Origin of the sequence: Klebsiella pneumoniae subsp. pneumoniae HS11286, assembly GCF_000240185.1 — a bacterium.
Lineage (GTDB): Bacteria > Pseudomonadota > Gammaproteobacteria > Enterobacterales > Enterobacteriaceae > Klebsiella > Klebsiella pneumoniae.
The window spans coordinates 3,832,050-3,858,054 of record NC_016845.1 but is presented as its reverse complement, the minus strand read 5'-3'; the positions used below and the strand labels follow the sequence as shown (position 1 = coordinate 3,858,054).

The 26,005-nt window shown below is 55.1% G+C and carries 24 protein-coding genes, 7 tRNA genes and 1 other annotated feature; of the genes, 11 read left to right on the top strand and 20 right to left on the bottom strand.

What is annotated here, in order from left to right:
• Positions 1-84: 84 nt before the first annotated feature.
• Entirely contained in the window at positions 85-1,011 is a 927-nt protein-coding gene (locus KPHS_38210) for a putative LysR-family transcriptional regulator (RefSeq protein YP_005228121.1), read from the top strand.
• Positions 1,012-1,095: 84 nt separating this feature from the next.
• Here KPHS_38210 and KPHS_t00500 read toward each other — a convergent pair.
• From KPHS_t00500 to KPHS_t00470, 4 genes are all read right to left on the bottom strand, one after another.
• Positions 1,096-1,171: transfer RNA gene (locus tag KPHS_t00500), tRNA-Lys, on the bottom strand.
• Between the two features lie 4 nt (positions 1,172-1,175).
• A tRNA-Val gene (locus KPHS_t00490) sits at positions 1,176-1,251 on the bottom strand.
• 46 nt (positions 1,252-1,297) lie between these two features.
• Positions 1,298-1,373: transfer RNA gene (locus KPHS_t00480), tRNA-Val, on the bottom strand.
• A 45-nt stretch (positions 1,374-1,418) separates the two neighbouring features.
• A tRNA-Val gene (locus KPHS_t00470) sits at positions 1,419-1,494 on the bottom strand.
• A 259-nt stretch (positions 1,495-1,753) separates the two neighbouring features.
• On the opposite strand from KPHS_t00470, the gene KPHS_38200 reads away from it, so the two are divergent.
• Entirely contained in the window at positions 1,754-3,172 is a 1,419-nt protein-coding gene (locus tag KPHS_38200; RefSeq protein ID YP_005228120.1) for a glutamyl-tRNA synthetase, read from the top strand.
• A 51-nt stretch (positions 3,173-3,223) separates the two neighbouring features.
• On the opposite strand, the gene KPHS_38190 is transcribed toward KPHS_38200, so the two are convergent.
• Both KPHS_38190 and KPHS_38180 read right to left on the bottom strand, forming a co-directional pair.
• A complete protein-coding gene (locus tag KPHS_38190; RefSeq protein ID YP_005228119.1) occupies positions 3,224-3,616 on the bottom strand; it encodes a putative negative regulator in 393 nt (130 codons plus the stop codon).
• Positions 3,617-3,619: 3 nt separating this feature from the next.
• Positions 3,620-3,973, bottom strand: coding sequence for a putative negative regulator (locus tag KPHS_38180; protein ID YP_005228118.1), 354 nt, complete (start codon positions 3,971-3,973; stop codon positions 3,620-3,622).
• A 219-nt stretch (positions 3,974-4,192) separates the two neighbouring features.
• On the opposite strand from KPHS_38180, the gene KPHS_t00670 reads away from it, so the two are divergent.
• The 3 genes from KPHS_t00670 to KPHS_38170 all read left to right on the top strand — a co-directional run bounded on the left by KPHS_t00670 (position 4,193) and on the right by KPHS_38170 (position 6,769).
• A tRNA-Ala gene (locus KPHS_t00670) sits at positions 4,193-4,268 on the top strand.
• Between the two features lie 44 nt (positions 4,269-4,312).
• A tRNA-Ala gene (locus KPHS_t00680) sits at positions 4,313-4,388 on the top strand.
• A 209-nt stretch (positions 4,389-4,597) separates the two neighbouring features.
• The gene (locus KPHS_38170; protein ID YP_005228117.1) at positions 4,598-6,769 is read left to right on the top strand and encodes an EAL domain-containing protein; all 2,172 of its coding nucleotides are present in this window, start codon (positions 4,598-4,600) and stop codon (positions 6,767-6,769) included.
• A 48-nt stretch (positions 6,770-6,817) separates the two neighbouring features.
• Here the strand turns inward: KPHS_38170 and KPHS_38160 are convergent, their stop codons facing one another.
• Positions 6,818-8,020, bottom strand: coding sequence for a nucleoside permease (locus KPHS_38160; protein YP_005228116.1), 1,203 nt, complete (start codon positions 8,018-8,020; stop codon positions 6,818-6,820).
• Between the two features lie 409 nt (positions 8,021-8,429).
• On the opposite strand from KPHS_38160, the gene KPHS_38150 reads away from it, so the two are divergent.
• Positions 8,430-9,608 carry a manganese transport protein MntH gene (locus tag KPHS_38150; protein YP_005228115.1) on the top strand — a complete coding sequence of 393 codons (1,179 nt, stop codon included), beginning with the start codon at positions 8,430-8,432 and terminating at the stop codon, positions 9,606-9,608.
• Between the two features lie 57 nt (positions 9,609-9,665).
• On the opposite strand, the gene KPHS_38140 is transcribed toward KPHS_38150, so the two are convergent.
• Both KPHS_38140 and KPHS_38130 read right to left on the bottom strand, forming a co-directional pair.
• Positions 9,666-10,025, bottom strand: a complete 360-nt coding sequence (locus KPHS_38140; protein YP_005228114.1) for a DUF2502 domain-containing protein — start codon at positions 10,023-10,025, stop codon at positions 9,666-9,668.
• Positions 10,026-10,155: 130 nt separating this feature from the next.
• Complete coding sequence (locus KPHS_38130) at positions 10,156-11,148, bottom strand: putative oxidoreductase (RefSeq protein ID YP_005228113.1); 993 nt, start codon at positions 11,146-11,148, stop codon at positions 10,156-10,158.
• 180 nt (positions 11,149-11,328) lie between these two features.
• Here KPHS_38130 and KPHS_38120 point away from each other — a divergent pair, with 180 nt between their 5' ends.
• Entirely contained in the window at positions 11,329-12,990 is a 1,662-nt protein-coding gene (locus KPHS_38120; protein YP_005228112.1) for a putative pyruvate decarboxylase, read from the top strand.
• On the opposite strand, the gene KPHS_38110 is transcribed toward KPHS_38120, so the two are convergent.
• Positions 12,987-14,222: an ion channel protein gene (locus KPHS_38110; RefSeq protein YP_005228111.1), complete on the bottom strand. Its 1,236-nt coding sequence runs from the start codon at positions 14,220-14,222 to the stop codon at positions 12,987-12,989. The two genes, KPHS_38120 and KPHS_38110, sit on opposite strands and share 4 nt — an antisense overlap.
• 263 nt (positions 14,223-14,485) lie before the next feature.
• On the opposite strand from KPHS_38110, the gene KPHS_38100 reads away from it, so the two are divergent.
• Positions 14,486-15,451 (top strand): glucokinase, encoded by a 966-nt coding sequence (locus KPHS_38100; RefSeq protein YP_005228110.1) that lies wholly within the window; start codon positions 14,486-14,488, stop codon positions 15,449-15,451.
• Positions 15,452-15,504: 53 nt separating this feature from the next.
• On the opposite strand, the gene KPHS_38090 is transcribed toward KPHS_38100, so the two are convergent.
• Together KPHS_38090 and KPHS_38080 are read right to left on the bottom strand one after the other, a co-directional pair.
• Entirely contained in the window at positions 15,505-16,257 is a 753-nt protein-coding gene (locus tag KPHS_38090; protein YP_005228109.1) for a putative 2-component transcriptional regulator, read from the bottom strand.
• Entirely contained in the window at positions 16,254-17,933 is a 1,680-nt protein-coding gene (locus tag KPHS_38080) for a putative sensor protein (protein YP_005228108.1), read from the bottom strand. Before KPHS_38080 ends, KPHS_38090 begins: the two co-directional genes overlap by 4 nt.
• Before the next feature lie 16 nt (positions 17,934-17,949).
• Between KPHS_38080 and KPHS_38070 the strand changes: the two genes are divergently transcribed.
• Positions 17,950-18,063: a hypothetical protein gene (locus tag KPHS_38070; RefSeq protein ID YP_005228107.1), complete on the top strand. Its 114-nt coding sequence runs from the start codon at positions 17,950-17,952 to the stop codon at positions 18,061-18,063.
• Here the strand turns inward: KPHS_38070 and KPHS_38060 are convergent.
• Complete coding sequence (locus tag KPHS_38060) at positions 18,060-18,245, bottom strand: phytanoyl-CoA dioxygenase (RefSeq protein ID YP_005228106.1); 186 nt, start codon at positions 18,243-18,245, stop codon at positions 18,060-18,062. The genes KPHS_38070 and KPHS_38060 overlap by 4 nt on opposite strands.
• An 88-nt stretch (positions 18,246-18,333) precedes the next feature.
• Here KPHS_38060 and KPHS_38050 point away from each other — a divergent pair, with 88 nt between their 5' ends.
• On the top strand, positions 18,334-19,548 hold the full coding sequence (locus KPHS_38050; RefSeq protein YP_005228105.1) for an aminotransferase: 1,215 nt from the start codon (positions 18,334-18,336) through the stop codon (positions 19,546-19,548).
• 480 nt (positions 19,549-20,028) lie between these two features.
• Here KPHS_38050 and KPHS_38040 read toward each other — a convergent pair whose 3' ends face one another.
• Complete coding sequence (locus KPHS_38040; protein YP_005228104.1) at positions 20,029-21,225, bottom strand: putative cyanate transporter; 1,197 nt, start codon at positions 21,223-21,225, stop codon at positions 20,029-20,031.
• Entirely contained in the window at positions 21,222-21,680 is a 459-nt protein-coding gene (locus KPHS_38030) for a putative adenosine deaminase (protein ID YP_005228103.1), read from the bottom strand. Before KPHS_38030 ends, KPHS_38040 begins: the two co-directional genes overlap by 4 nt.
• 132 nt (positions 21,681-21,812) lie before the next feature.
• Here KPHS_38030 and KPHS_38020 point away from each other — a divergent pair, with 132 nt between their 5' ends.
• A complete protein-coding gene (locus KPHS_38020) occupies positions 21,813-22,721 on the top strand; it encodes a putative LysR family regulatory protein (RefSeq protein YP_005228102.1) in 909 nt (302 codons plus the stop codon).
• Between the two features lie 9 nt (positions 22,722-22,730).
• On the opposite strand, the gene KPHS_38010 is transcribed toward KPHS_38020, so the two are convergent.
• The 5 genes from KPHS_38010 to KPHS_37980 form a co-directional block, all read right to left on the bottom strand.
• Positions 22,731-23,612 (bottom strand): hypothetical protein, encoded by an 882-nt coding sequence (locus KPHS_38010; protein ID YP_005228101.1) that lies wholly within the window; start codon positions 23,610-23,612, stop codon positions 22,731-22,733.
• 367 nt (positions 23,613-23,979) lie between these two features.
• Positions 23,980-24,462: a WbuC family cupin fold metalloprotein gene (locus tag KPHS_38000; protein ID YP_005228100.1), complete on the bottom strand. Its 483-nt coding sequence runs from the start codon at positions 24,460-24,462 to the stop codon at positions 23,980-23,982.
• A gap of 248 nt (positions 24,463-24,710) precedes the next feature.
• A tRNA-Arg gene (locus KPHS_t00460) sits at positions 24,711-24,785 on the bottom strand.
• Between the two features lie 89 nt (positions 24,786-24,874).
• On the bottom strand, positions 24,875-25,477 hold the full coding sequence (locus KPHS_37990) for a putative transport protein (protein YP_005228099.1): 603 nt from the start codon (positions 25,475-25,477) through the stop codon (positions 24,875-24,877).
• Positions 24,875-25,805: a sequence feature (potential frameshift: common BLAST hit: gi|238895859|ref|YP_002920595.1| putative transport protein), on the bottom strand. It overlaps the preceding gene by 603 nt.
• Positions 25,452-25,805 carry a hypothetical protein gene (locus KPHS_37980; RefSeq protein YP_005228098.1) on the bottom strand — a complete coding sequence of 118 codons (354 nt, stop codon included), beginning with the start codon at positions 25,803-25,805 and terminating at the stop codon, positions 25,452-25,454. (Overlaps the previous feature by 354 nt.) Before KPHS_37980 ends, KPHS_37990 begins: the two co-directional genes overlap by 26 nt.
• Positions 25,806-26,005: the final 200 nt, after the last annotated feature.

Genomic DNA, 26,005 nt, shown 5'->3' with positions numbered 1-26,005 from the left:
GCTCCTGAAAAGAGATGCGCTATTGTGCTTTTTTTCATTTGAGAAATAAAATTGATTTATTGCATCTATTCATGAATAAAAAAGATGAATTACTCTCTGCGTCAGTTAAAAGTATTTGTCACCGTCGCCCGGGCCAGAAGCTTCAGCCGGGCAGGGGAGATGATTGGCTTAAGTCAGTCGGCCGTCAGCCATAGCGTCAAGGAGCTGGAGCATCAGACCGGCGTCCGTCTGCTCGACCGTACTACTCGCGAAGTGGTGCTCACCGAGGCGGGTCAGCAGCTGGCGGGCAGGCTGGAACGTTTGCTCGATGAGTTGACGATTACCCTGCGCGACGCCGGGCGGGTAGGCCAGCAGCTGAGCGGCACCGTCAAGGTCGCCGCCAGTCAGACGATTTCCGCCCACCTTATTCCGCAGTGTATTGCTCACAGCAATCGTCGTTATCCCGATATCGATTTTGTGCTGCACGATCGGCCCCAGCAGTGGGTGCTGGAGAGTATCCGCCAGGGGGAAGTGGATTTTGGCATCGTGATTGATCCGGGCCCGGCGGCAGACCTTCAGTGTGAAGTGGTTCTGGCGGAACCATTTTTGCTGCTCTGTCGGGAGGATCATCCTTTTGCCAGCCTGACAGAAGTTCCGTGGCAGGCGCTGCAGGATGAAAGGCTAATCCTGCAGGATTATGCGTCCGGCAGCCGCCCGCTGATCGATGCGGCCCTCAGCAGGCTGGCTATCCGGGCGAACATCGTCCAGGAGATTGGCCACCCGGCAACGCTGTTTCCGATGGTAGAATCGGGAATTGGCATCAGCGTTCTGCCGGCGCTGGCGCTACCGTTACCGCAGGGGAGCCATCTGACGGTGAAACGGCTGACTCCGGTGATGGAGCGGCAGCTGATGCTGGCATGCAGGAAAAATCGCTCGCTGTCGACCGCCGCTCAGGCGTTATGGGAAATTGTGCGTGAAGAAGGGGAGAATTTAACCGCCGCCAGGGTTGAAGATCCGCTATATCAGCGCTGACAGGGGAGATTGCTGCGGAGGGACTCGTGGCAGGGCCATGTTCCGCGCATAGCAAAAAGGCGCCTTTAGGGCGCCTTTTTACATTGGTGGGTCGTGCAGGATTCGAACCTGCGACCAATTGATTAAAAGTCAACTGCTCTACCAACTGAGCTAACGACCCGAAGTGGTGGGTGATGACGGGATCGAACCGCCGACCCCCTCCTTGTAAGGGAGGTGCTCTCCCAGCTGAGCTAATCACCCACTTCGGTACTTCACATTTTGACAGAAAATCCAGCTGGCGAGAAAGTGGTGGGTGATGACGGGATCGAACCGCCGACCCCCTCCTTGTAAGGGAGGTGCTCTCCCAGCTGAGCTAATCACCCACTTCTCAATTTTCTGTTCTACACGGCGGAGACTACGTTAAGTAGTGGTGGGTGATGACGGGATCGAACCGCCGACCCCCTCCTTGTAAGGGAGGTGCTCTCCCAGCTGAGCTAATCACCCCCGCTGTGTGGAGTCGCATTATAGGGAGAGTTGAAAATGAGTCAACGCCTTTTCTAAAGAATTCGTTCGTTCGTCGTAAAATTAAACAAAGCGATCGCGAAACCGGCGCCATAGCATGATTTATAAACAAAAATGGCAAACCGTGACGTTCCGATGGGAACAACATTGAGGAATCAGCCCACGGTGTTAGAATATTGACCCATAATTTCCACCGGACATTGCCGGCTATCGGCATCTTTATTAAACGTAAGGCCAATTCATGAAAATCAAAACTCGCTTCGCGCCAAGCCCAACCGGCTATCTGCACGTTGGCGGTGCGCGTACTGCTCTCTATTCCTGGCTTTTTGCCCGTAACCACGGCGGTGAGTTTGTGCTGCGTATTGAAGACACCGATCTCGAACGCTCCACCCCGGAAGCAATTGAAGCCATCATGGATGGCATGAACTGGCTGAATCTGCAATGGGACGAAGGCCCCTATTTCCAGACCAAACGTTTCGATCGTTATAACAACGTAATCGATGAGATGCTGGAAGCCGGTACCGCTTACAAATGCTATTGCTCGAAAGAACGTCTGGAAGCGCTGCGCGAAGAGCAGATGGCGAAGGGTGAGAAGCCGCGTTACGATGGCCGCTGCCGCCATAGCCACGAGCACCATGCTGACGATGAGCCGTGCGTCGTGCGTTTCGCCAACCCGCAGGAAGGTTCGGTTATTTTTGACGATCAGATCCGCGGACCTATCGAGTTCAGCAACCAGGAACTGGACGATCTGATCATTCGCCGTACCGATGGTTCCCCGACCTATAACTTCTGCGTGGTGGTAGATGACTGGGATATGGCGATCACTCACGTGATCCGCGGCGAAGATCATATCAACAACACGCCGCGCCAGATCAACATCCTCAAAGCGCTGAATGCGCCGGTGCCTGTTTATGCGCACGTGTCGATGATCAACGGCGATGACGGTAAAAAACTTTCCAAGCGCCACGGCGCAGTGAGCGTGATGCAGTATCGCGACGACGGCTACCTGCCGGAAGCGCTACTCAACTATCTGGTGCGCCTGGGCTGGTCTCATGGCGATCAGGAGATTTTCACTCGCGAAGAGATGATTGAGTTCTTCTCGCTGGGCGCGGTGAGCAAATCCGCCAGTGCCTTTAACACCGATAAACTGCTGTGGTTAAACCATCACTATATCAATACCCTGCCGGCGGAGTATGTGGCAACGCATCTGCAGTGGCATATCGAGCAGGAAAATATCGACACTCGCAACGGCCCGCAGCTGGCTGAGCTGGTGAAACTGCTGGGCGAGCGTTGCAAGACGCTGAAAGAGATGGCCCAGAGCTGCCGCTACTTCTATGAAGAGTTCGCTGAATTCGATGCCGACGCCGCGAAAAAACATCTGCGTCCAGTGGCGCGTCAGCCGCTGGAAGTGGTTCGCGATAAGCTGGCGGCGATTAGCGACTGGACGGCGGAAAACGTCCATCACGCGATTCAGGCAACTGCTGATGAGCTGGAGGTGGGGATGGGTAAAGTCGGTATGCCGCTGCGCGTGGCGGTTACCGGGGCAGGGCAATCTCCTGCGCTAGACGTTACTGTCCATGCTATCGGTAAATCCCGTAGCGTAGATCGTATCAATAAAGCGCTGGCTTTTATCGCTGAACGCGAAGGCCCGGCGTCCTGACGGCGACGCAGCTGAAACAACGGCAGGTTACCCTGCCGTTTTTTTTGTCTGTTATTCCGGACTGGCGATGCCGAGGCGGGCAAGAAAACCGCTAATCCCTTCCCGGGCCAGCAGATCGCGGAGCTGCAGCTGTTCTGCCGGAGTCATCAGCTGTAGGGTTTCCGTGATTTGCCGCCAGATCGCGTCTGCCTCATTGACCAGGTATGCACCTGGCGATTCCGCGAGATGATTGTCGGTAAGCAGATGGCGTCTGGCAGGGATGTTGGTCAGAAACTCGCGTACCGGTTGGTCGATAACCACCAGTCGCGCTCGCCCCCCTTTAACGCCGGGTATTGCTTCGGTGCGCCATTGTTTCTCGCGAACCCAGCGATTGATCGTTTGTCTGGCCAGCCCCAGGCAGTCGGCAAGCTCTGCGGGCGTCATTTTATCTTTCAGTTTCATCATGGTTTACCGATCGCGGATCCCTAACCGAAGCAGTAACCCGGTGATCCCCTCGCGCAGCAACAAAGACATAAGCTGCTTCTGCTCGCTGGGGGTGAGTTCTTTACTGAGGGTCAGCAGCAGCGATTCCAGATCGCTATCATGGGGAGAATAGATGCCGGGCGTCTCCGCCACCCGCTGGGCGCTGCGGATAAACTCCCTGACTTGCTCATTGACATGGACCAGGCGCGCTTTGCCGCCCTGGACGCCAGGTCGCGGAGAGGTTTGCCAGCCTTCTTTCCGCACCCACTTATTGATAGTTTGCCGACTGTAGCCGGTTAGATGGGCAATTTCTTCAGGTGTCATTCGTTCCTTGAGCATACTATTTCCTGAGTAAATGTATGGGAATTAGCTGCCCATGTTATAGCATCCTTTTACGTGAAAAGGTGACCTGTTTAACTTCTGACTGCGATAAGGCTCGCAATGTCAGCAAGTTGCCTGCTTTTTCAGCGATTGAATCGGGAAGGATAATTTTGCCGTTGACACCTGAGCGAGGAATTCATATTATGCCGCCCGTCAACACGACACGCTTTACGTTACGGGGCTATAGCTCAGCTGGGAGAGCGCTTGCATGGCATGCAAGAGGTCAGCGGTTCGATCCCGCTTAGCTCCACCAAAATTCTGCACCCAGCGGAGTTTTGGTTCGTAAAGAAGTCCTGTGGGGCTATAGCTCAGCTGGGAGAGCGCTTGCATGGCATGCAAGAGGTCAGCGGTTCGATCCCGCTTAGCTCCACCAAAATTCAGAACCCTCGCTTCGGCGGGGGTTTTTGTTTTTAGCGGGTTTCATGTAAAGCACTTTCTGGTTACGTCAGTTAATCTCCAGCAATTAAAATCGAAAGTAATTTCAGACTTTTTCCTGATAATTCGCCTTGCCTGCCCTAAATAAGCAACATAACATTTCCCCCATTAAACGTGATGAGGTTTCTGGAGTTTTAATTAACAATAATGCTTGATAAAATTAACATTAATATCAAAAAAACTCTATTGGCCTTTATCATTTGTTTAGTCGCTATTCCGCTGGCTCGTTTTATTTCACCGCAAACGATAATTGACGGCAACCTTATTTATATTGCCTGGCTGCCAATCAGCGTGATGTTTTCTGTTATTTTTATCTTTGGCCGCTATGCAATTGCGCCATTAATTCTCGCGTTTGCCATCACCAATAGTTTTCTCATTAAATTAACGCTGCCGCAGGCGTTTATCTTACTTTTTTGTCAACTGTTCGCCGTGTTTGTCTCCTGCGCTATTCTGCGACTGTTGGTGGGGAAGCGCTGGCGCTGCGGTCCAACGGCAAAACATATGGGGGCGCGGATCTTCTGGGGCGGCTTCTTCGCGCCGGTGCTCCTGAAAATCACCATGTATCTCGCCGGACAATATTTTGCGTTTCCATTAGCTATTACCAGTTACTTTGGTAGTATGCCGTTGATTTATACTGTAATAGATATCCAAAGTTTAATCAGTGCGGCATTAATTTTTACGACGTTTCTTTATTATCCAATGCGGATGATTATCAGTCCGCGCTACGCCCGACGTTTCTGGCAGCAGGAATGTTTACCGTGGCTGGCACCGCAATATCGCTCCTTTACCCTATATTGGTTTATCGCGTTGGCGGTGATATTAACGCTATTGTGTGCGCCGTATCAGTCTGAATTTATTGCCGGTTATTTAGTTCCGGTTATTTTTATTGTCTACTTTATCGGTATCAGTCGAATAGGCCATGCGCTATTGCGTATTTCATGGTCTGTCTCGGCCTTTTTGCTGGTGGTATATAACAAAAACTTTCTCCAGGGGGTGCAAAGCGAGTATTCACTCTCCTTTGTGCTGTCGGTTCTGATCTCCTTTACTATCTGTTTGTTTTATATGGCCGACATCTATGCCCGCAGCGACCGCAACAAACGCCGCTGGCGTAGCCAGGCGGAAGAGGATCCGCTGACCGGCTTGCCTAACCTGCGCGCGCTGGAGAGCCATTTACAGAGCTGTCCTCAGCAGGCTATCTGCAGCCTGCGTATTGATAATCTCGACTTTCTCAGTCGGCATTATGGTCTGATGATGGGGGTGGACTGTAAACGGCAGATTATTCGGGCGCTGCAACCGCTGCTGGGAGCGGCGGATAAAGTCTTCCAGGTACCGGGCAGCGAACTGATCCTCGTGCTTGATGGACCGGAGCCGTCGTCCCGCTTGAACCATATGGTCGCGGTCCTCAACCACAAAAAGTTCAGCTGGCACAATCAGCCGCTGGATTTGGAGTTTGGCGCGGCCTGGGGCCGCGATGACGGTCAGGGTGAGGGACTTTACCAGATGCTGGGCCAGCTAAGCTGGCTTTCCGAACAGGCGGGCAGTGAACGTCGGGTGCTGGCGCTGGACGAGGAGCAGGATCTGGTGGTGGATCAAACTACCGAGCAGGTGCGCCTCCTTATGCGCGTCAAGCAAGTGCTCAAAGATCGCGCGCTGATGCTCTATGCGCAACCGATTCAGAATCCGGAGGGGGAGGGTTATCATGAGATCCTCACGCGCATGCGCTGTGGCGATAGCGTCATTATGCCCGACCGATTCATTCCGCTGATTGTGCAGTTTAACCTCAGCCAACGTTTTGACATGCTGGTGCTGGAGACCTTGTTCAGTATGCTCCATAAGCATCCCGGCCAGCGATTCTCGGTCAACCTGCTGCCTGCAACTCTGATGCAAAAGAACAGCGCAGGGCAGATTATCGCGCTGTTTCAACGCTATAGCGTCTCGCCAGAACTTATAACTATTGAGGTGACCGAAGAGCAGGCCTTCTCTAATGCGGACACCAGTCGGCAAAATCTTGAAGCGTTGCGCGCGTTTGGCTGCGCCATCGCTATTGATGACTTTGGCACCGGCTATGCGAACTATGAACGTCTGAAACATCTACAGGCCGATATCATTAAGATTGACGGCTGCTTCGTCCGCGACATCCTCACGGACCCGCTGGACGCCATCATGGTGAAATCGATTGTCGAGATGGCGCGGGCGAAACAGATGAGCGTGGTGGCGGAATATGTCGAAAGCGAACCGCAAAAAGCGCGCTTGCTGGAGCTGGGCGTGAATTATCTGCAGGGTTATCTGATCGGTAAACCACAGCCGCTGGGTGAATGACGGGCAAAAAAAAGCCGGGCATTGCCCGGCTCAGATGACTGACGTCTGTTACAGAACCAGCGCCGCAATCGAGGCGGACAACACGCTAACCAGCGTGGAGCCGTACACCAGCTTCAGACCGAAGCGAGAAACTACGTTGCCCTGTTCTTCGTTCAGACCTTTGATCGCCCCGGCAATAATACCGATAGATGAGAAATTGGCGAAGGAGACCAGGAAGATAGAGATAATGCCTTCCGCGCGCGGGGAGAGCGTCGAGGCAATTTTCTGCAGATCCATCATGGCGACGAATTCATTGGAGACCAGTTTGGTAGCCATAATACTGCCCACCTGCAGCGCTTCGCTTGCCGGCACACCCATCACCCAGGCGACCGGGTAGAAGATATAGCCGAGGATACCCTGGAAGGAAATGCTATAGCCGAACCAACCGGTCACGGTGGCGAACAGGGCATTCAGCGCCGAGATCAGCGCGATGAAGCCGATCAACATCGCCGCCACGATAATCGCGACTTTAAAACCTGCCAGAATATACTCGCCCAGCATCTCGAAGAAGCTCTGACCTTCGTGCAGATTCGACATCTGCAGATTTTCTTCGCTCTCTTCCACGCGGTAAGGGTTAATTAATGACAGAACGATAAAGGTGCTGAACATGTTGAGCACCAGCGCCGCAACGACATACTTTGGCTGCAGCATGGTCATGTAAGCGCCTACGATGGACATGGACACGGTGGACATCGCCGTCGCCGCCATGGTGTACATGCGGTTGCGCGACATTTTGCCGAGAATATCTTTATACGCGATAAAGTTTTCCGACTGGCCGAGGATCAACGAGCTCACGGCGTTGAAGGACTCCAGCTTGCCCATGCCGTTAACTTTCGACAGGACGGTACCGATCGCGCGAATGACAATCGGCAGGATACGAATATGCTGCAAAATGCCGATCAAAGCCGAAATGAAGACGATAGGGCACAAAACTTTGAGGAAGAAGAAGGCCAGGCCTTTATCGTTCATGCCGCCGAACACGAAGTTTGTCCCTTCGTTGGCAAACCCGAGGAGTTTTTCAAACATCTCGGAAAATCCTTTCACAAAACCCAGACCAATATCGGAGTTGAGGAAGAACCAGGCCAGCAGGACTTCAATGACAAGCAGTTGAACAACATAACGAATACGGATCTTTTGGCGGTCATGGCTGACCAACAGGGCCAGTATAGCCACCACAACGATCGCGAGGACAAAATGCAAGACGCGGTCCATAGTTGCTCCAAATATGAGGCAGGTTAAATTTCCGTGCACATTCTATGCAACGGCTTTAAAGAAAACGAGATCAATTGCACACTATTGCAAGGAACTGTGACCAATGGCAAAAATAGTGATCCAACATCCACTTTTGTTATGTTACGTAAAGGTTTTAAAAGTTGCATTCTTGTACTACTCTTAATAGCGGGCTGGATCTCGTTTTCTGACGCCCGTATTCGATTTCCGGCCAGCTATTGTTCCCTTCTATCACAGCAATCATTATCTCCATTCTAAATGAACTTGATAATCATTCGCATTTTGATAGCATGAAACATAGCAAAGGCTATATTTCCAGAGGCAGAAGATGACTAGCAGTCGCGTTGAGAATAGCAGTAGTCGCGCCGCGCGCAAGGTGAAGCTCGCCTTAATGGGCCCGGCTTTCGTCGCTGCCATTGGCTATATCGATCCGGGTAATTTCGCCACTAACATTCAGGCCGGCGCCAGCTTTGGCTACCAGCTGCTGTGGGTCGTGGTGTGGGCTAACCTGATGGCGATGCTGATCCAGGTGCTTTCTGCCAAACTGGGCATTGCCACCGGCAAAAACCTGGCCGAGCAGATCCGCGACCATTACCCGCGTCCTGTTGTCTGGTTTTACTGGGTACAGGCGGAAATTATCGCTATGGCCACCGATCTGGCTGAATTTATCGGCGCCGCAATTGGCTTTAAGCTGGTGCTCGGCGTGTCGCTTCTGCAGGGGGCGGTGCTGACCGGGGTGGCGACTTTTCTGATCCTGATGCTGCAGCGGCGCGGGCAAAAACCACTGGAGAAGGTGATCGGTGGATTGTTGCTGTTTGTCGCCGTGGCCTATGTCGTGGAGTTGATCTTTTCCCAGCCCGCGCTGGCTCCTCTGACGAAAGGGCTGGTGATCCCCACGCTGCCCAACGGGGAGGCGGTATTCTTAGCCGCCGGGGTACTGGGGGCGACAATCATGCCGCACGTCATTTACTTACACTCATCGCTGACTCAGCATCTGCATGGCGGAACGCGAAAAGAACGCTATAACGCGACCCGCTGGGATGTGGCGATCGCCATGACCATTGCCGGGTTCGTCAATCTGGCGATGATGGCGACCGCTGCGGCGGCATTCCACTTTAATGGCCATACCGGCGTCGCCGATCTCGATCAGGCCTACATGACGCTGGAGCCGCTGCTGAGCCACGCGGCGGCGACCATCTTTGGCCTCAGCCTGATTGCCGCCGGTTTATCGTCGACCGTGGTGGGCACTTTGGCAGGTCAGGTCGTTATGCAGGGGTTTATCCGCTTTCATATTCCGCTGTGGTTTCGCCGGGCGATCACCATGCTGCCGTCGTTTGTCGTCATTCTGCTGGGGCTGGATCCTACGCGCATCCTGGTAATGAGTCAGGTGTTGCTCAGCTTTGGCATTGCGCTTGCCCTGGTGCCGCTGCTGATATTTACCAGCAATGCGAAGCTGATGGGGGACCTGGTGAATACCCGTTGGGTGAGAGGCATCGGCTGGGCGATAGTCGCTATTGTGGTGAGCCTGAACGGCTGGTTAATAGTGGGGTCGCTGCTCGGGGTGGATTAATTGATTCCTGATGCTGAATAAAGTAAAGGGGAGCCGATGGGCTCCCCTTTTCGTTTGTTAGTGATGGCCATGTCCATGACCGTGACCGCGCCCACCCGGGCCGCGTCCCCAGCCGCCGCGGTGGTCATCGCGGTCGTTCCAGCCAGCACGATAGCCGCGCTCCCAGGCTTTATCTCTGCCTTTGTACCAGCCTTTGTGCCAGCCGTTGTCATGACGATGCCAACGGTTATCACGCCATTCATAGTGACGACGCCAGTAATCACGGTCGCGCCAGCTGCCACCGTCCCAGTAGTTACCGTAATTGTCACGATCGCCTATTTGTAATTTTACCGACGGCAGCAGGGTGATTTCACCAGCGTTAGCGACCAGTGGCCCTGCGGCCAGCAGTACTGCTGCCAGAATCAGTGACCTGAACATACTCTTCTCCTTCACGATCGGGGCCGTAAGCGGCCTGTTAACCTGATATTACGGGCCGGTAAAGACCCGCCGCATCGGACGAACTCCGAAAGCGCAGGAAAGAGCACTTTTTGCTAAAGTAACATTTGCTTTACAGCGCAAGGATGGCGTCGATGGCCGCGCACTCCTCGGTGGTGAAATGGCGATTCTGCAGCATGCCGACGGCATCATCCAGTTGCGCGGTTTTGCTGGCGCCGATCAGCACCGAGGTGACTTTCTCTTCGCGCAACACCCAGGCCAGCGCCATCTGCGACAGCTTCTGCCCACGCGCTTCCGCCTGCCTGTTAAGCTGACGAATTTTTTCTAATCGGGCAGGAGTCAGTTGTTCCGGCTGCAGAAAACGACTGCTGCTGGCGGCGCGCGAGTCGGCCGGAATGCCGTTGAGATAGCGGTCGGTAAGTTGCCCGCCGGCCAGCGGTGAAAACGCTATGCTTCCAATCCCTTCCGTCTGCAGAAAATCCAGCAGTCCTTCTTCCACGCCGCGTTCGAACATCGAGTAGCGAGGCTGGTGAATGATGCAGGGGGTGCCGAGGTCGTTAAGGATCTTCACCGCCTCCCGCGCCTGGGCCAGAGGATAGTTGGAGATCCCGACATATAGCGCTTTACCCTGATGAACCAGATGATCGAGCGCACGCATCGTTTCCATCAGCGGCGTCTGTGGATCAGGCCGGTGATGGTAAAAAATATCGACGTATTCCAGCCCCATGCGTTTAAGGCTCTGGTTAAGACTGGCTACCAGATATTTTCGCGATCCCCAGTCGCCGTAAGGGCCGTCCCACATCGTGTAGCCTGCTTTAGTGGAGATGATTAACTCATCGCGATAAGGCAGGAGCGACTCTTTCAGGATGCGGCCAAAGTTGCTTTCCGCCGAGCCCGGCGGCGGCCCATAGTTGTTGGCCAAATCGAAATGGGTTATACCGAGGTCAAAAGCGTGCAGGAGCATCTGCCGGCTGGTTTCCACTCGCGTTTCATCGCCAAAGTTATGCCACAGGCCAAGGGAAATAGCCGGTAGCTGCAGACCGCTGCGGCCGCAGCGACGGTACTCCATCGTTTGATATCGCGTGGTGCTTGCCTGGTAAACCATTCTTCCTCCGCCGACAAAACAGGATGTGTATACGTTTACACTAAACAATGTTCTGCGTGGAGTACACTGCTTTTTCTGCGTAATTATTGCTTTACACTGCCATTATCAGCTCCCATCTGGACAGGCGGATCGCTTATTCAATACTCAAATTACACCTGCACCAAAATGAGGATAATGGATATGCAACCGACCTACACTATTGGGGATTATCTGCTGGATCGCCTTGTCGACTGCGGTATTGACCGCTTGTTCGGCGTGCCGGGAGATTACAACTTACAGTTTCTCGATCGCGTCATCGCGCACAGCGCCTTGGGGTGGGTCGGCTGCGCCAACGAGCTGAATGCGGCATATGCCGCTGACGGCTATGCGCGCATCAAAGGGGCCGGTGCGCTGCTGACCACCTACGGCGTCGGCGAATTGAGCGCGCTGAACGGCATTGCGGGTAGCTATGCGGAACATATTCCGGTATTGCATATTGTCGGTGCGCCCTCTACCGGCGCCCAGCAGCGCGGCGAACTGCTGCACCATACCCTCGGCGATGGCGATTTTCGCCATTTCGCCCGCATGAGCGAGCAGATCACCTGTAGCCAGGCGCTGCTGACCGCCGGCAACGCCTGCCATGAAATCGACCGTGTGCTGCGCGATATGTTGACGCATCATCGCCCCGGCTATTTGATGCTGCCAGCCGATGTCGCCAGAGCGGCAGCGATTGCCCCAGCCCAGCGCTTGCTGGTGGAGCCCGCTCCGGCGGATGAAAACCAGCTTGCCGGGTTCTGCGAACATGCCAGCCGCCTGCTGCGGGGCAGCCGACGCATTTCCCTGCTGGCGGACTTCCTGGCGCAACGTTATGGCCTGCAGAAGACGCTCCGGGAGTGGGTGGCGAAAACGCCTGTCGCCCATGCGACGATGCTCATGGGCAAGGGATTGTTCGATGAGCAGCAGAGCGGGTTTGTCGGCACCTACAGCGGGATTGCCAGCGCGCCGCAGACCCGGGAGGCGATTGAAAACGCCGACACCATCATCTGCATTGGCACGCGCTTCACCGACACCATCACCGCAGGATTTACCCAACATCTGGCGCGGGAAAAGACTATTGAGATCCAGCCCTTCGCCGTCAGGGTGGGCGATCACTGGTTCAGCGGGGTGCCGATGGATAAGGCTTTGGCCGCGCTGATGACGCTTTCCGCCCCGCTGGCGGCGGAGTGGGCTACGCCTCAGGTCGTGGCGCCGGAGGCTGAGGAGGGCGCTGAAGGCGAGTTGACCCAGAAAAATTTCTGGGCGACGGTGCAGGGCGCCCTGCGTCCGGGGGATATTATTCTCGCCGATCAGGGGACGGCCGCCTTTGGCATTGCGGCGCTGAAGCTGCCCTCTGAAGCATCGCTGATCGTCCAGCCGCTGTGGGGCTCGATTGGTTTTACTCTCCCGGCCGCCTATGGCGCACAAACCGCGGCGGCGGAGCGGCGGGTGGTGCTAATTGTCGGCGATGGCGCGGCCCAACTGACCATTCAGGAGATGGGCTCCATGCTGCGTGATAAGCAAAAGCCGCTTATTCTGCTGCTGAATAACGAAGGGTATACCGTGGAACGGGCGATTCATGGTCCAGAGCAGCGCTACAATGACATCGCTCTGTGGGACTGGCAGCGGCTGCCGGAAGCCTTCGCCCCTGACGTTGCTTCGCGCTGCCGGCGGGTCACTCAGACGTCTGAACTGCGGGAGGCGATGACGGAGAGCATCACCTCCGATACCCTCACCCTGGTAGAAGTGATGCTGCCGAAAATGGATATCCCCGATTTCCTGCGCGCGGTGACGCAGGCCCTTGAGGAGCGAAACAGCCGCGTTTAATCGGTATGCCGTTTGGCAATCATCAACGGTCTCCCGGCCAGCAGCAGCCAGGCCGGGAGCATCACCATACACAACAGCGGCAGCAAAGTCGTATCCGGGACCACCACGGCGGCCATAAACAGGCTCAACCAGCCGTCGCGAGTGACGACCAGCACCATGCCGAGGATCGCGCAGGAAACGGTGATTGCCGCCGGCACTGCGTCAACATGAGCATGCAGCATCAGCCCCAGCGCTACCCCGACGAACACCGCCGGGAAAATTCGCCCGCCGCGAAAGCCGCTGGCTGAGGCAAGAACCAGGGCCGCCAGTTTGACCAGCGCGATAAGCAGAAAATCCGCGGCGGTTAGCGTCTGGCTGAAGGCCAGCTGCTGCATCTCATCCAGCCCTTTAAAGAGCGTTAAGGGCCCGCCTATCGTCCCCACGATCCCCAGCAGCAGCCCGCCGATACCGAGGGTCAGGATTGGATTTTTCAACCGATGCATCAGGGCATGCAGTCGCGGCAGACACCAGACGGCCACCATGCCGACGGCGATAGCGATCAGGGCGACGATAATGCCGCTGAGAATATCAACGAAGCGCATCTGACCATAGTGCGGGATCGGCAGCGAAAAATGGGGATGGAAAAACAGACCCGTCGTCAACGCGCCGGCGGCGGCGGCGAGGAGGGGAGCAAAGAGGCGATCCCACAGTGGCGTATCGTTGCTGCTATTGAGGGTTTGCGAAAAAATCAGCGCGGCGGCAACCGGGGTACCGAAGAGGGCGCCGATGGTGCCTGAGGCCGCGAGGATGGTCCAGTCCAGCGAGCTGACGCGCGGAAACAGTCGGGAGCCGACAGCGACAGCCAGCGCGATATTCACCACCATAATCGGATGCTCCGGGCCGAGGCTGACGCCGCCGGCGAGGCCGAGGATCAGCGCGGCCAGGAGTCCGGGCAGCGCGCCGGTGGCAATGGGAGCGCCGATTAACGACTCGGTCGCTGGATCCGGCCCGGCGTGCCCGGGGCTGTAACGAATGACCAGACCCACCGCGATGCCTGTCGCCGTCAGCATGGCGATGATCCACAGCGGGCTGTCGGCGCTCACCCCCAACTGCGCGGGCAGATTGCTCCACAGCACGCGCTGCAGCAGCGCGGCAACCTTCATCGCCACGATCAGGATCAGGCTGCAGGCGATGCCTATCAGGATGGCCGGCACCGACAGGATCAGCATTGTTCTGGCGCGAGGATGGAGCATGGAAATGTCCTTGTAAAAGTGCTGGAGCACTACTTTGCCTTCGTCAGCGGAGACCGTCGATGCAAATGGTGCTGAAACGATAAAGTTAAGGTGACATCTGATATCCGGCGCGTCCTTTACAGGCTACCTTGCATAGATTACAAACTAAATGTGACCTGTGTCGCTAAACAAGGGGCGTCTGCGCGTTGGACGTTGTTGTTAAGCCGCCATGAATTTACAGTGTGCCAAAAGATTTATTTTGACTTTAGCGGAGCCGTAACGGAATGACAAAATTTGCTTTAGTAGGAGATGTCGGGGGGACCAACGCCCGCCTGGCGCTATGTGATCTGGCGAGTGGAGAGATCTCTCGCGCAAAGACCTATTCCGGGCTCGATTACCCCAGTCTGGAGGCAGTGGTGCGCGTCTACCTCGAGGAGCACCAGGTAACGGTCAACGAAGGTTGTATCGCCATCGCATGCCCGATTACCGGCGACTGGGTGGCGATGACCAACCATACCTGGGCTTTCTCTATCGCCGAAATGAAGCGCAACCTCGGCTTTGCCCATCTGGAGATAATTAACGATTTTACCGCTGTTTCAATGGCCATTCCGATGCTGAAAGCTGAGCACCTTATTCAGTTTGGCGGCAGTGCGCCGGTAGCGGGCAAACCGATCGCCGTTTATGGCGCCGGGACCGGGCTCGGCGTGGCGCATCTGGTCCACGTTGATAAGCGTTGGGTCAGCCTGCCGGGCGAAGGCGGTCATGTTGATTTTGCCCCGAACAGCGAAGAAGAAGGGATCATTCTGGAAGAGCTACGCGCCGAGCTGGGGCATGTTTCCGCAGAACGCGTGCTCTCAGGTCCCGGGCTGGTCAACCTGTATCGCGCGATTGTCAAATCGGACGGCCGACTGCCGGAGAACCTGCAGCCGCGTGAGGTGACCGAGCGAGCGCTGGCGGACAGCTGCACCGACTGTCGTCGGGCGCTGTCGCTGTTCTGCGTCATTATGGGACGCTTCGGCGGTAACCTGGCGCTGACCCTCGGGACGTTTGGCGGGGTGTATATCGCCGGCGGCATCGTGCCGCGCTTCCTGGAGTTCTTTAAAGCCTCTGGTTTCCGCGGCGGTTTTGAAGACAAAGGCCGTTTTAAAGCTTATGTTCAGGATATCCCGGTTTACCTGATTGTGCATGATAACCCAGGCCTGCTGGGCTCCGGTGCGCATCTGCGTCAGACGCTGGGCCAGGTGCTTTAAGCATTCTTCTCCCGGGCTACCGTCGTAGCCCGGATGGCGGTGCTTTCCGCTCTCTACAGATTCATCAGCTGGCGAAACTCTTTCACTTTACTGCGACTGACCGGAACCTGAAACTCCAGGTCACGCAGGCGCAGCACATAGGTGTTGTTGAACCACGGCTCAATTTCCCGAATTTTGCTGAGATTTACGCAATACGAGCGGTGGCAGCGGAAGAAATGCGCGGTGGGCAGTTTGCTGCAGAATTCAGTAATGTTCATCGGCATGACGAATGACTCCCGGCGGGTATAGACGAATGTCATCTTTTCATGTGCCTCGGCATAATAAATATCATGAATACTGGTGACGATGATCCGCTCATCTTTGATCAGATTGATGGTGTCGTTTTCCCGTGGCGCTGCGCTGGCTAATCCTGAAGCAGCGTTATTTTGCTGCTGCCAGGCGGTGGTCAGCTTTTGCAGCATATTGATGATGCGCGACTCCTGGTAAGGTTTCAGGATGTAGTCAAAGGCTTCCAGCTCAAAGGCTTCCACCGCATGTTCTTTCCACGCGGTGATAAAGACGATAAAAGGTTTATGGGCAAACTGGCTGATGTTTTGCGCCAGCAGAACCCCGTCGAGCGACGGAATATTGATATCGAGAAAGATGGCGTCGACCTTGTTGTGCTGGAGAAATTTCAGCACGTCCAGGCCGTCGTCAAAGCTGCCGACGATCTCCATCTGGCTATGGGTGTTAATAAGCCAGGAGAGCTCCTGCTGGGCCAGAAACTCATCCTCCACAATGATAACTTTCATCTTTTCTCCGCTCATGACAACAGCGACTCCGTCAGCGCCTGCGGCGTAGAGTTATTGGGGACATAAAAGGCGATTTCGGTTCCCGGCGTCAGATTGCGGATATGCAAACCCTCGCCGTAGAGAAGTTTCACCCGATGATGCACATTGAGCAGGCCGATTTTGTTACCCGGCATCTCATCGGCTTCCACGCGGGCGACCACGGCGGGATCGATACCGTTGCCCGTATCGCGAACGCTGATGCGTACCCGATTGCCGCACTCGTTAATGCCGATCGTCACCACGCCTTTGCCTTTACAGGGTTGAATACCGTGAACGATGGCATTTTCCACCAGCGGCTGGATAAGCAGGCTCGGGATCACGCAGCTGACGTCGTCGTCAATATCGTAGATGACCGTCAGCTTGTCGCCGAATCGCGCCTGTTCAATAGCGATATAATCTTTGATCTGATACAGCTCTCGTTTGATATCAATCTGCTCATCGTCTTTTAATTCGATGTTATAGCGCAGGTAGCGCGACAGATTAAAAATGAGCTGGCGCGCGGTGTCCGGATTAAGGCGAATCGAGGAGGAGATCGCGTTCAGCGCATTAAATAAAAAATGCGGGTTAATTTTGCTTTGCAGGGCGCGCAGCTCCGCTTTGTTGGCCATCTCCCGCAACTGTTCGGCGCGGGAGACTTCCAGCTGGGTGGAGATTATTTGCGACAGGCCAATCGCCATCTCCTGCAGCGTCGAAGTGATGCGATGGGCGTGGCAGTAATAGATTTTTAGCGTGCCGGTCACCACCCCTTTTTCCCACAGCGGGATCACCATCAAGGAGTGGATCTCCGGGGTACGGTGGGCTTCGTCATTGTTTTTTATGATGATTTTCCCATAACGAATCGCCTGCCGGGTGGTGGGGCTAATCATATCGTCGTGGCGTTGATAGTTGGCTTCACCGACGCCCACGTAGGCCAGCACGTGCTCGGTATTGGTGATCGCCACCGCGTCGGCGGTAATGTCGCGGCGGATAATCTCGCAAACCTGGCGCAGAGAATCGCTGTTAACGTGTCGAAACAGCGGCAGGGTTTTGTTGGCGATATCGAGCGCCAGTTTCGCCTGCCGCGCCGCGCTGGCCTCCTTTTCCCCTTCAACGCTCTGCACCAGCAGCACGATAAAGCCGATGCAGACGCTGCCGAGGATCATCGGGATACCAATTTTCGAAACAATATCTACGCCGAGACTCAGGGAAGGCGCCCAGACCACCACCAGGATCATGGTCAGAGTTTCACACATCATCCCCGCCAGAATGCCGATTTTCCACCGTTGTTCGCGGGCCACTTTACGATTAATCAACCCCGACAGCAGGCCGGCGACAATGCTGGTGATAAAGCAGGGCACCGCGGTCACGCCGTCGATATCAATCAAATAGCGGTGCACGCCGGCAATCGCCCCGACAATCGCGCCCACCCAGGGACCAAACAGGATCCCACCGGACATCACGGCGATAATGCGGACGTTCACCAGGGACCCCTCAACCGGGACGCCGGACCAGGTACTAAATAGCGCGAACAGCGAGAAAATGGCTGTCACCGCCAGCAGCTCTTTCGGAGTATGGGCCGACTTATGCAACAGTTCGCGGAACAGGCGCAGGCGAATAAGGAAAAAGAGGCAAATAAGCATCAGGGCCGCACGATCATAGACCGCCAGCATCATAGTAAAGATTTCGTGCATGGGTGCGCCGCGTCAGTGGCCAGAAAGGGACATGATAAAAAACCTGACGGCAGAAGACCAGCCGTGGAACCATAAAGCGGAAAAGTCACACTTTTTAAAGGGGATTAATTAAAAAGCATCGCGATAGCGGCGGTCTTCGCCATTAACGATAATATTCTGTGTTAAGAAAGATATCAGTGTGTTACCACTTTTATACAACCCGGGATTATTCCGCCAATGAACTGCCGCATTTAGCGCAGTCGATACCCGTTTTATATGCCAGGGAATATTTTTTAACGGGCCTCTCGACAACATGAATTTTTTCAGGTTATTTTCTAAACGAGCCGCAACAGCGGCAGCGTCGCTCGGACGGTCCGGGCGCTAACGTTAATTAGAGGAACCTATGGCTGAATCCAGTCCTGAACGCCGTTTTACGCGTATCGATCGTCTCCCTCCGTACGTTTTTAACATTACTGCTGAACTGAAAATGGCTGCGCGTCGGCGCGGCGAAGATATTATCGATTTCAGTATGGGTAATCCCGATGGCGCGACGCCGCCGCATATCGTGGAAAAACTCTGCACCGTTGCTCAACGGCCTGACACCCATGGTTACTCTACCTCGCGGGGGATCCCGCGCCTGCGTCGCGCCATTTCACGCTGGTATGAAGAACGCTATAACGTCGATATCGATCCGGAATCGGAGGCGATCGTCACCATTGGTTCGAAAGAGGGGCTGGCGCACCTGATGCTGGCGACGCTGGATCATGGCGACACCGTACTGGTGCCGAACCCCAGCTATCCGATTCATATCTATGGCGCGGTGATTGCCGGGGCGCAGGTGCGCTCAGTGCCGCTGGTGGAAGGGGTGGATTTCTTTAACGAGCTGGAACGCGCCATCCGCGAGAGCTATCCGAAGCCGAAGATGATGATCCTTGGCTTTCCCTCAAATCCGACCGCGCAGTGCGTCGAACTGGATTTCTTTGAAAAGGTTGTCGCTCTGGCGAAGCAGTATGACATTCTGGTCGTCCACGATCTGGCCTATGCCGATATCGTGTATGACGGCTGGAAAGCGCCCTCCATCATGCAGGTGCCCGGCGCGCGAGATGTCGCCGTCGAGTTCTTTACCCTGTCGAAAAGCTATAACATGGCCGGCTGGCGCATTGGCTTTATGGTGGGTAATAAGACTTTGGTGAATGCCCTCGCTCGTATCAAAAGCTATCATGACTACGGGACTTTTACTCCGCTGCAGGTGGCGGCGATAGCTGCGCTGGAGGGCGATCAGCAGTGCGTGCGCGATATTGCCGAACAGTATAAGCGCCGTCGCGATGTGCTGGTCAAAGGGCTTCATGAGGCCGGCTGGATGGTGGAGTGTCCGAAAGCGTCTATGTACGTGTGGGCGAAAATACCGGAACCTTACGCCGCCATGGGGTCGCTGGAGTTTGCGAAAAAGCTGCTTAATGAAGCGAAGGTTTGCGTCTCGCCGGGGATTGGCTTTGGCGACTATGGTGATACCCACGTCCGCTTCGCGCTGATCGAGAACCGGGACCGTACGCGCCAGGCGATCCGCGGTATCAAGGCGATGTTCCGCGCGGATGGTCTGCTGGCCTCCGCGAGCTAGCGCTGCGGGCAGTACGGCAAAATAAAAACGGGAGCATGAAGGCTCCCGTTTTTTTTGACACCGCTGCAGTCTAGATCATCAGGGCAAAAGTACCGGCCCAAACGATGACCATAAAAGAGAGGCCCATAAAGAAGTATTTCACGACTCATCACTCCACGCGCTTGTGCGACGTTCAAATGAATTAATTGTTCTGTTTTTCAAGGGCTGTCGCCAGTGTAACTTCACCCTGCAGCAGCCCGTAATTCTGTGCGTTTAGTGCTCCAGATGGCGCTAATGTACGCCTAAAAAATCAGGGAAACAAGAGGCATTTTTTTATTAATTTTTAGTTACTTACGAGTGTCGTGATTCGGCGACACATTAATTTCACAGGGTAATAAATTTAGCGCCAGCGACGCGAAGGAAACGGGTTTTAGCGATGGGGCGGGCGGAGAAGGCCAACGAGAGCGCGCGGCATTATCTTTGCCACGCGCCGCCGTCGGTTCAGGGCAGGTCTGAGGCGCGCTGTCGCCACTCGGCCGGGTAGTGTGCCGGGATAAAGCGCAGCGTCAGCGCCATGAGTAGCAGGACGCAGATCGCATGCCAGGACCAGTCAAGCGTGTAGTTCCCGCTCAGGCTACGCAGCAGGCCTGAAAGCCAGGGCGACAGACCGGCGATGATAAATCCGATCCCCTGCATAAAGGCTACCAGCCTGCCGGCCACCGCCGGTTGTCCGGCGTGATCCAGCGCCAGCACCAGGCACAGAGGAAACGCGCCGCCCAATCCCACGCCGCAGGCAATGGCCCAGAGCGCAGAGAAATGCTCTGGCAGCCAGATAAAGCCGCAGAAGCCAATCAGCTGTAGCGCCAGCGCTAGCAGAAGAAGCTGGCGCCGATCCTCCTGGCGAGCCAGCGCCGGGAGCAGCAGCGCGCCGGCGGTTTGCCCGACGGTCAGCAGCGCCAGCAGCGAACCGCTGTACTGGGCGCTGTCGCCTAGCTGGATGTAGTAAGGAGGCAGCCAGGCGATCAGGCTGGCGTAACCGGCATTGATCAGTCCGAAATAGAGTCCCAGCGTCCAGGCGCGGCGCTGGCCAATAATCGCGACCCGGGAGGAAGCGCTGGTCTGATGCGGTGCGCGAGGCAAATGCCGACAAATCGCCAGCCAGCTGAGCAGAGCCAGGAGCGCAGGGAGCGCCCACCAGGCTAGCGCATCATGCCAGGCCGCGCTATGTGACGCCAGCCATGGGGTGAACGCGGCGCCTAACCCGCCGCCGCCCATCAGCGCCGCTGACCATAGTCCCATCACCAGCGGCGTCCGTCGGGGAAAGAGGTGCTTAATTACCGCCGGGATGGCGGCCTGAATAATGCCGATGCCAATTCCTCCGGCCAGAGCGCTGGTGAGCAGTAAGCCACTATTCGGGGCGATTTCCCGCAGCAGGGCGCCTGCCGCGATAATCAGCAGGCTCAGCGCAATACTGCGCTTTTGACCGATATAGCGATCGACCCAGCCAGCGGCCAGCGCCAGCACCCCCATCGCGATCACCGGCAGCGCGGTCAGGAGTGCGGCCAGGGTATAGCTCATGCCGCTGGCTGCGCGGATGTCCGGCAGCAAAGGACCAATGGAGGTAAGCAGCGGCCGCATATTGATCCCAGTCAGTACCAGGACTGCCAGCGTCAGGTTCTGTCGCAGCGCTGGTGTCATGACTGCCGTTCCGCCCAGCGCTGATAAAGTTCAGTTCCCTCCGGCTGCGGGCGATGATGGATCGACAGCGTTTGCTGGGCCAGCGGCTGCTGCAGCTGCTGATAAATCGCGGCGGTCGAGAGCTGAAAAGGCTCCCCGTCCTGATTGCTATTGGCGAAAAACACTTCCCGCACGCCGGTTAAATAGAGCGCGCTCAGGCACATAGGGCAAGGTTGTCCGCTGGCATAGATGACGCATTCGCGCAACACCGCGCTTCCCAGTCTGGCGGCAAGATCGCGAACGGCGTTCAGTTCGGCATGCGCCGTTGGGTCACCGCTCAGATGAAAGGTATTGACGCTTTCAGCGACAATCTCATCATTCCGCACCAGCACGGCGCCGAAGGGGCGCCCACCGTCAGCAATGTTTTGTTTTGCCAGCACTAATGCGCGCTGAAGATAACGATCGTGAGCGGACATAGTCACTCCTGCATAAAACGATGTTAAAGGTGAAATATGTTGAGGGTCGTGCGAAGAGGGTACGTCTCTTGTTTTATAAGTTAAAAGACTTATTTATGATAATGCCTATTGGAATTTCTTATAGGTGGGCCGATGCTTCTGCGCCAACTTTCCTACTTTATCGCTGTGGCTGAACATTGTGGCTTTTCCCGCGCCGCCGCGGCGCTGCATGTCTCCCAGCCTGCGCTGTCACAGCAGATACGCCAGCTGGAAGCGATGCTGGAGGTTCAGCTTTTCGACCGCTCTGGCCGACGTATTCGCCTGACCGATGCCGGTGAGATCTGGCTGGAGTATGCCCGTCGCGCGTTACGCGAGCTTGAGGAAGGTCGGCGCGCCTTGCATGACGCAGAAGATCTCCAGCACGGTAAACTCCGCATTGCAATGACGCCAACTTTCACTACCTATATGCTGGGCCCGCTGATGGAGGCGTACTACCGACGCTATCCTGGAGTAAAAGTGCTTATCCAGGAGATGAACCAGGAGCGGATGGAGGCGATGCTGCTGGAGGATGAACTGGATGTGGGGATTGCCTTTGACGATTGCCGGTCACAGGAGATTGTGGTTCAGCCGCTACTGACGGAAACGCTTGCGCTGGTGGTGAGCCGTGCGCATCCGCTGGCAGGAGAGCGCGACTTGCAACTGCAGGCTCTCGACGCCCAGCCGCTAATTTTACTGAGCAGCGAGTTTGCTACCCGCGAGCAGATTGATCGTTATTGCCGCCTTCATCGGCTCGAACCAGACGTGCGGATGGAGGCCAACTCCATCGGGGCCGTTCTGTCGGTTATTCGAAGCACAACGTTAGCAACGCTGCTGCCGGCGGCGATCGCCGGACAGTTTGATGATGTGGTGGCGATTGAGCTAAGACCTGCGCTGCTGCAGCGCACGGCCTGTTTATTGCAGCGGCAGGGCGCCTGGCAGAGCGCCGCAGCGCGCGAATTCATCACCCTGGCCCGAGAGAATGCGATAACGATTGAGCAGGAAAACCGCCAGTCCCTTGCCTGAAGGATTACGTTACTCGCCGGCGAACTGCGACTCACGGCTGGCTTCGCTGCCGATATCGCCTTCATCGGGCTGGGCATTCTCTATAAGCATGCCTTCTTCCTTAAGCCTTTCCAGCACGTGATGAAAGAGCTGAGTCTTGTCTGGCTCAGCCATACTCTGCAACTTCTCATTAAATACAGTATGGGACTGAACAAGATAATGGATAAATTCCAGCAATACCTCACTTTGCGGCAGGACGGTTAATTCCTGCTGGATGTAACGGGTTTGATCCAGTAGCGGATTTTTCGTCACGTCCATAGGCCGGGCGCTAATACTGTGGGCGTATATTTTCTCAATGGCCTGGCTGGTGATATAGATGCGGTTCAATGATATCGAGGGGCGTTCGTCTTCCTCTGGAATGAAATGACAATAAACAAATGGTTTATCCGGCAGCATCATGCTGAGGCGGTTTTCGAAAAGAATATCATCTGGCGCCTCCAGCAGCGCCATTAGGTTCCGACAGTGTGGATGCCAGAGCTCTGAAGCAAATACCTTTACGTTGAACTGGGTTACCGTATTTCCGCGCAGGGTTTCCATCGTCGGAATATCGCCTTCAAGCCGCAGAATGCTGCGGATATGGGAGTGTTGCGACCAGACTGTTTCTCCTGCCTCGACTGAGGTAAATGGATTAAACGCGCTGGTTACCTCTTTTTCCTGATGGGAGAGGACGGCGATTTTTAATATTCCCGGCGTTGGGTTAAGCTTAAGACATAGATTGATTGCGCCTATATCATGCCAGTGAAGAATGTCTTCGAGTTCGCAGTTTAATAATTTTTGCGCCCGCGCCAGAGAGCAATACTCCATTGGCGGTAAATTATTTAGCTTCCAGATATTCCGTTCTGTAATATTCATAAGAATTGTATGTCGATGAAAAAATAAATCGCCATGGTGAGCAAAAGTATCAATGACAATGATTTATTTTTTCTGCTGACTTCCTTTACCTGATTAACAAAATCCATTCACATTGAGAATAATATATCGATAAATTGGCTGTTTTTATTGTTTTGCTGCCGCATATTTACTCTTTCCCGTTATCTTATCATCTCTTATTCGTAGAGAAAAATAGTTTGCTGAATATAAGCGTTTCTTCCTGTTTAGCAGCAATATTTAAGGTGAGTATGAGCGGAGCACGAAAAAAGGGACGGTCAATTTGGCAAACTTTGTGGTCGGCAGGAAGTATCAAACAGACGCCTGCGGCGCCTGTCGAACCTACCTGTGGTTATTGCGGCATAGACAGGAAGCGGTCACCCGGTTGCGCGATGGCATACCAGGCCATCATTTCGGCAGTGCCTGGCTGGCCTTCAGCAGGCGCCCAGGCCATAGTGTCCATTTCGGCAAGCGGTTGATAAGCGCCTTGTTTGACTTCAAATACCATGCCGCCTGCGTCGAGCGAGAGCACCGTATGCCAGGTGCCAGCCTCCATTTCCAGCGCCGTGCAGGTTTCACCCAGCACCACCCGGCGGGTAACCACGCCGTGGTCATCAAAATTCAGTACCACAAATCGGCCTTTCAGCGGCAGTAAAAGTTCGAAGGTATGTCTGTGCCGGTGGGGGCGGATATAGGTGCCGGGTTCCATGGCGATGGCCAGACGCTGTATCGGGTCGCTTAGTTCGGGATGAAAATTGCGATGGGCACGCAGGCGCGGAGCACTGGCTGCCGCTTCGCTCTGCTGCTGCATATCGCTGAGGGTGATCTGTTTCATATCAACGCCTGGCTCCTGTATCGTCCAGAGAAGGTTGTAAAAGGTCGCGGCTAGTGACTGAAAAAGTCAGAAGGTATTGTACGCAGAAATGCGCGTTGCTGTCGGTTTATTGTGTGCGTGATTGACAAAGACACGTTCCTTTCTGGCAGGACTAACCATACTGAAATCGTTGGCTAATTATGATTACGAGAAGAATACGTTCTGGCTGGCGTTTAAGTCATCGTGGTGAATGGCGGGCAACGTTTATATGGTGTCCCCTGCAGGAATCGAACCTGCAACTAGCCCTTAGGAGGGGCTCGTTATATCCATTTAACTAAGGGGACAAGGCGGCACGAGTATAGCGTTTTTTGCCCGCCTGAGTAAGAGCCATACCGTCTGACTGCTTAAACCCTCGCCACTCAGGGCGCTTTTTTTATGCCCGGTCGGCCTTTTTCCCTTTCTCCGCCGCCTGGGCGCGGGCTTCCGCTTTTCGCTTGCTGCTCATATCGTTACGGATCTGCGCATGGCTCAGCAGTGCGAAGATGAAGGTCCCGCCACAGATATTTCCCGCCAGGGTCGGCAGGGCGAACGGCCAGATAAAGTGGCTCCAGGGCAGATTTCCATTAAACACCAGATAAAGGATCTCGACCGAGCCCACCACAATATGGGTGGTATCCGCCAGGGCGATAAGCCAGGTCATGAGAATAATCACCACGATTTTGGCGGCGCCGGCGACAGGAAACATCCAGACCATGGTGGCGACCAGCCAGCCGGAAATAATCGCATTGGCGAACATCTCTGTCGGACTGTTTTTCATTACGTCTTCGGCAATGCTGACAAAGGCCTGACGGGTTGGCTCATCAAAAATAGGCATATAATTGAAGGCCCATGCGGCCACCGCGGTACCGATGAGATTGCCCGCCAGCACCACCGACCATAGCCGCATCAGCAAACCGACGTTACCGAGGGTGGGATTATGCATCACTGGCAGAACGGCGGTGACCGTATTTTCAGTGAACAGCTGCTGACGGGCCATAATTACGATAATAAAGCCGAAGGTGTAGCCGAGGTTTTCCAGCAAAAAAACCTCCCGGGATCCCCTCCAGTTTGACGTGAAAAATTCCCTTCGCCAGCAGGGAGGCCCCCATCGACAGGCCGGCCGCAATCGCTGACCATAGCAGGGCCAGCGCATCGCGCTCCATCTCTTTTTCCCCTTCCTGGCGAATATGTTCATGGATCGCCATCGCCCGCGAGGGAAGGCGATCTTCATTTACTTCGATCTCTTCACCACGCTGATTTTCCTCACTTTCCACTTCTCTTTCGTCATCCTCTGCCTTTAATTTGTTATTGTCTAGTTCATCCATTTCGTGGCCCTCGCTATCAATCTGTATAGTTATAGCGTAGCGGCTTTCCCTGCCGTCTGGCTGGGCATACTCTGAAATCGCAAAAATGGTAACGTCAGATTTTTGTCGCTCCGGTAGAATAGGAGCCCCGCGATTTCGTTATTCCCAGGCTAAGATCAAATCAACAACTTGGGTGATATAGACATCGTTCAACGTGCTGT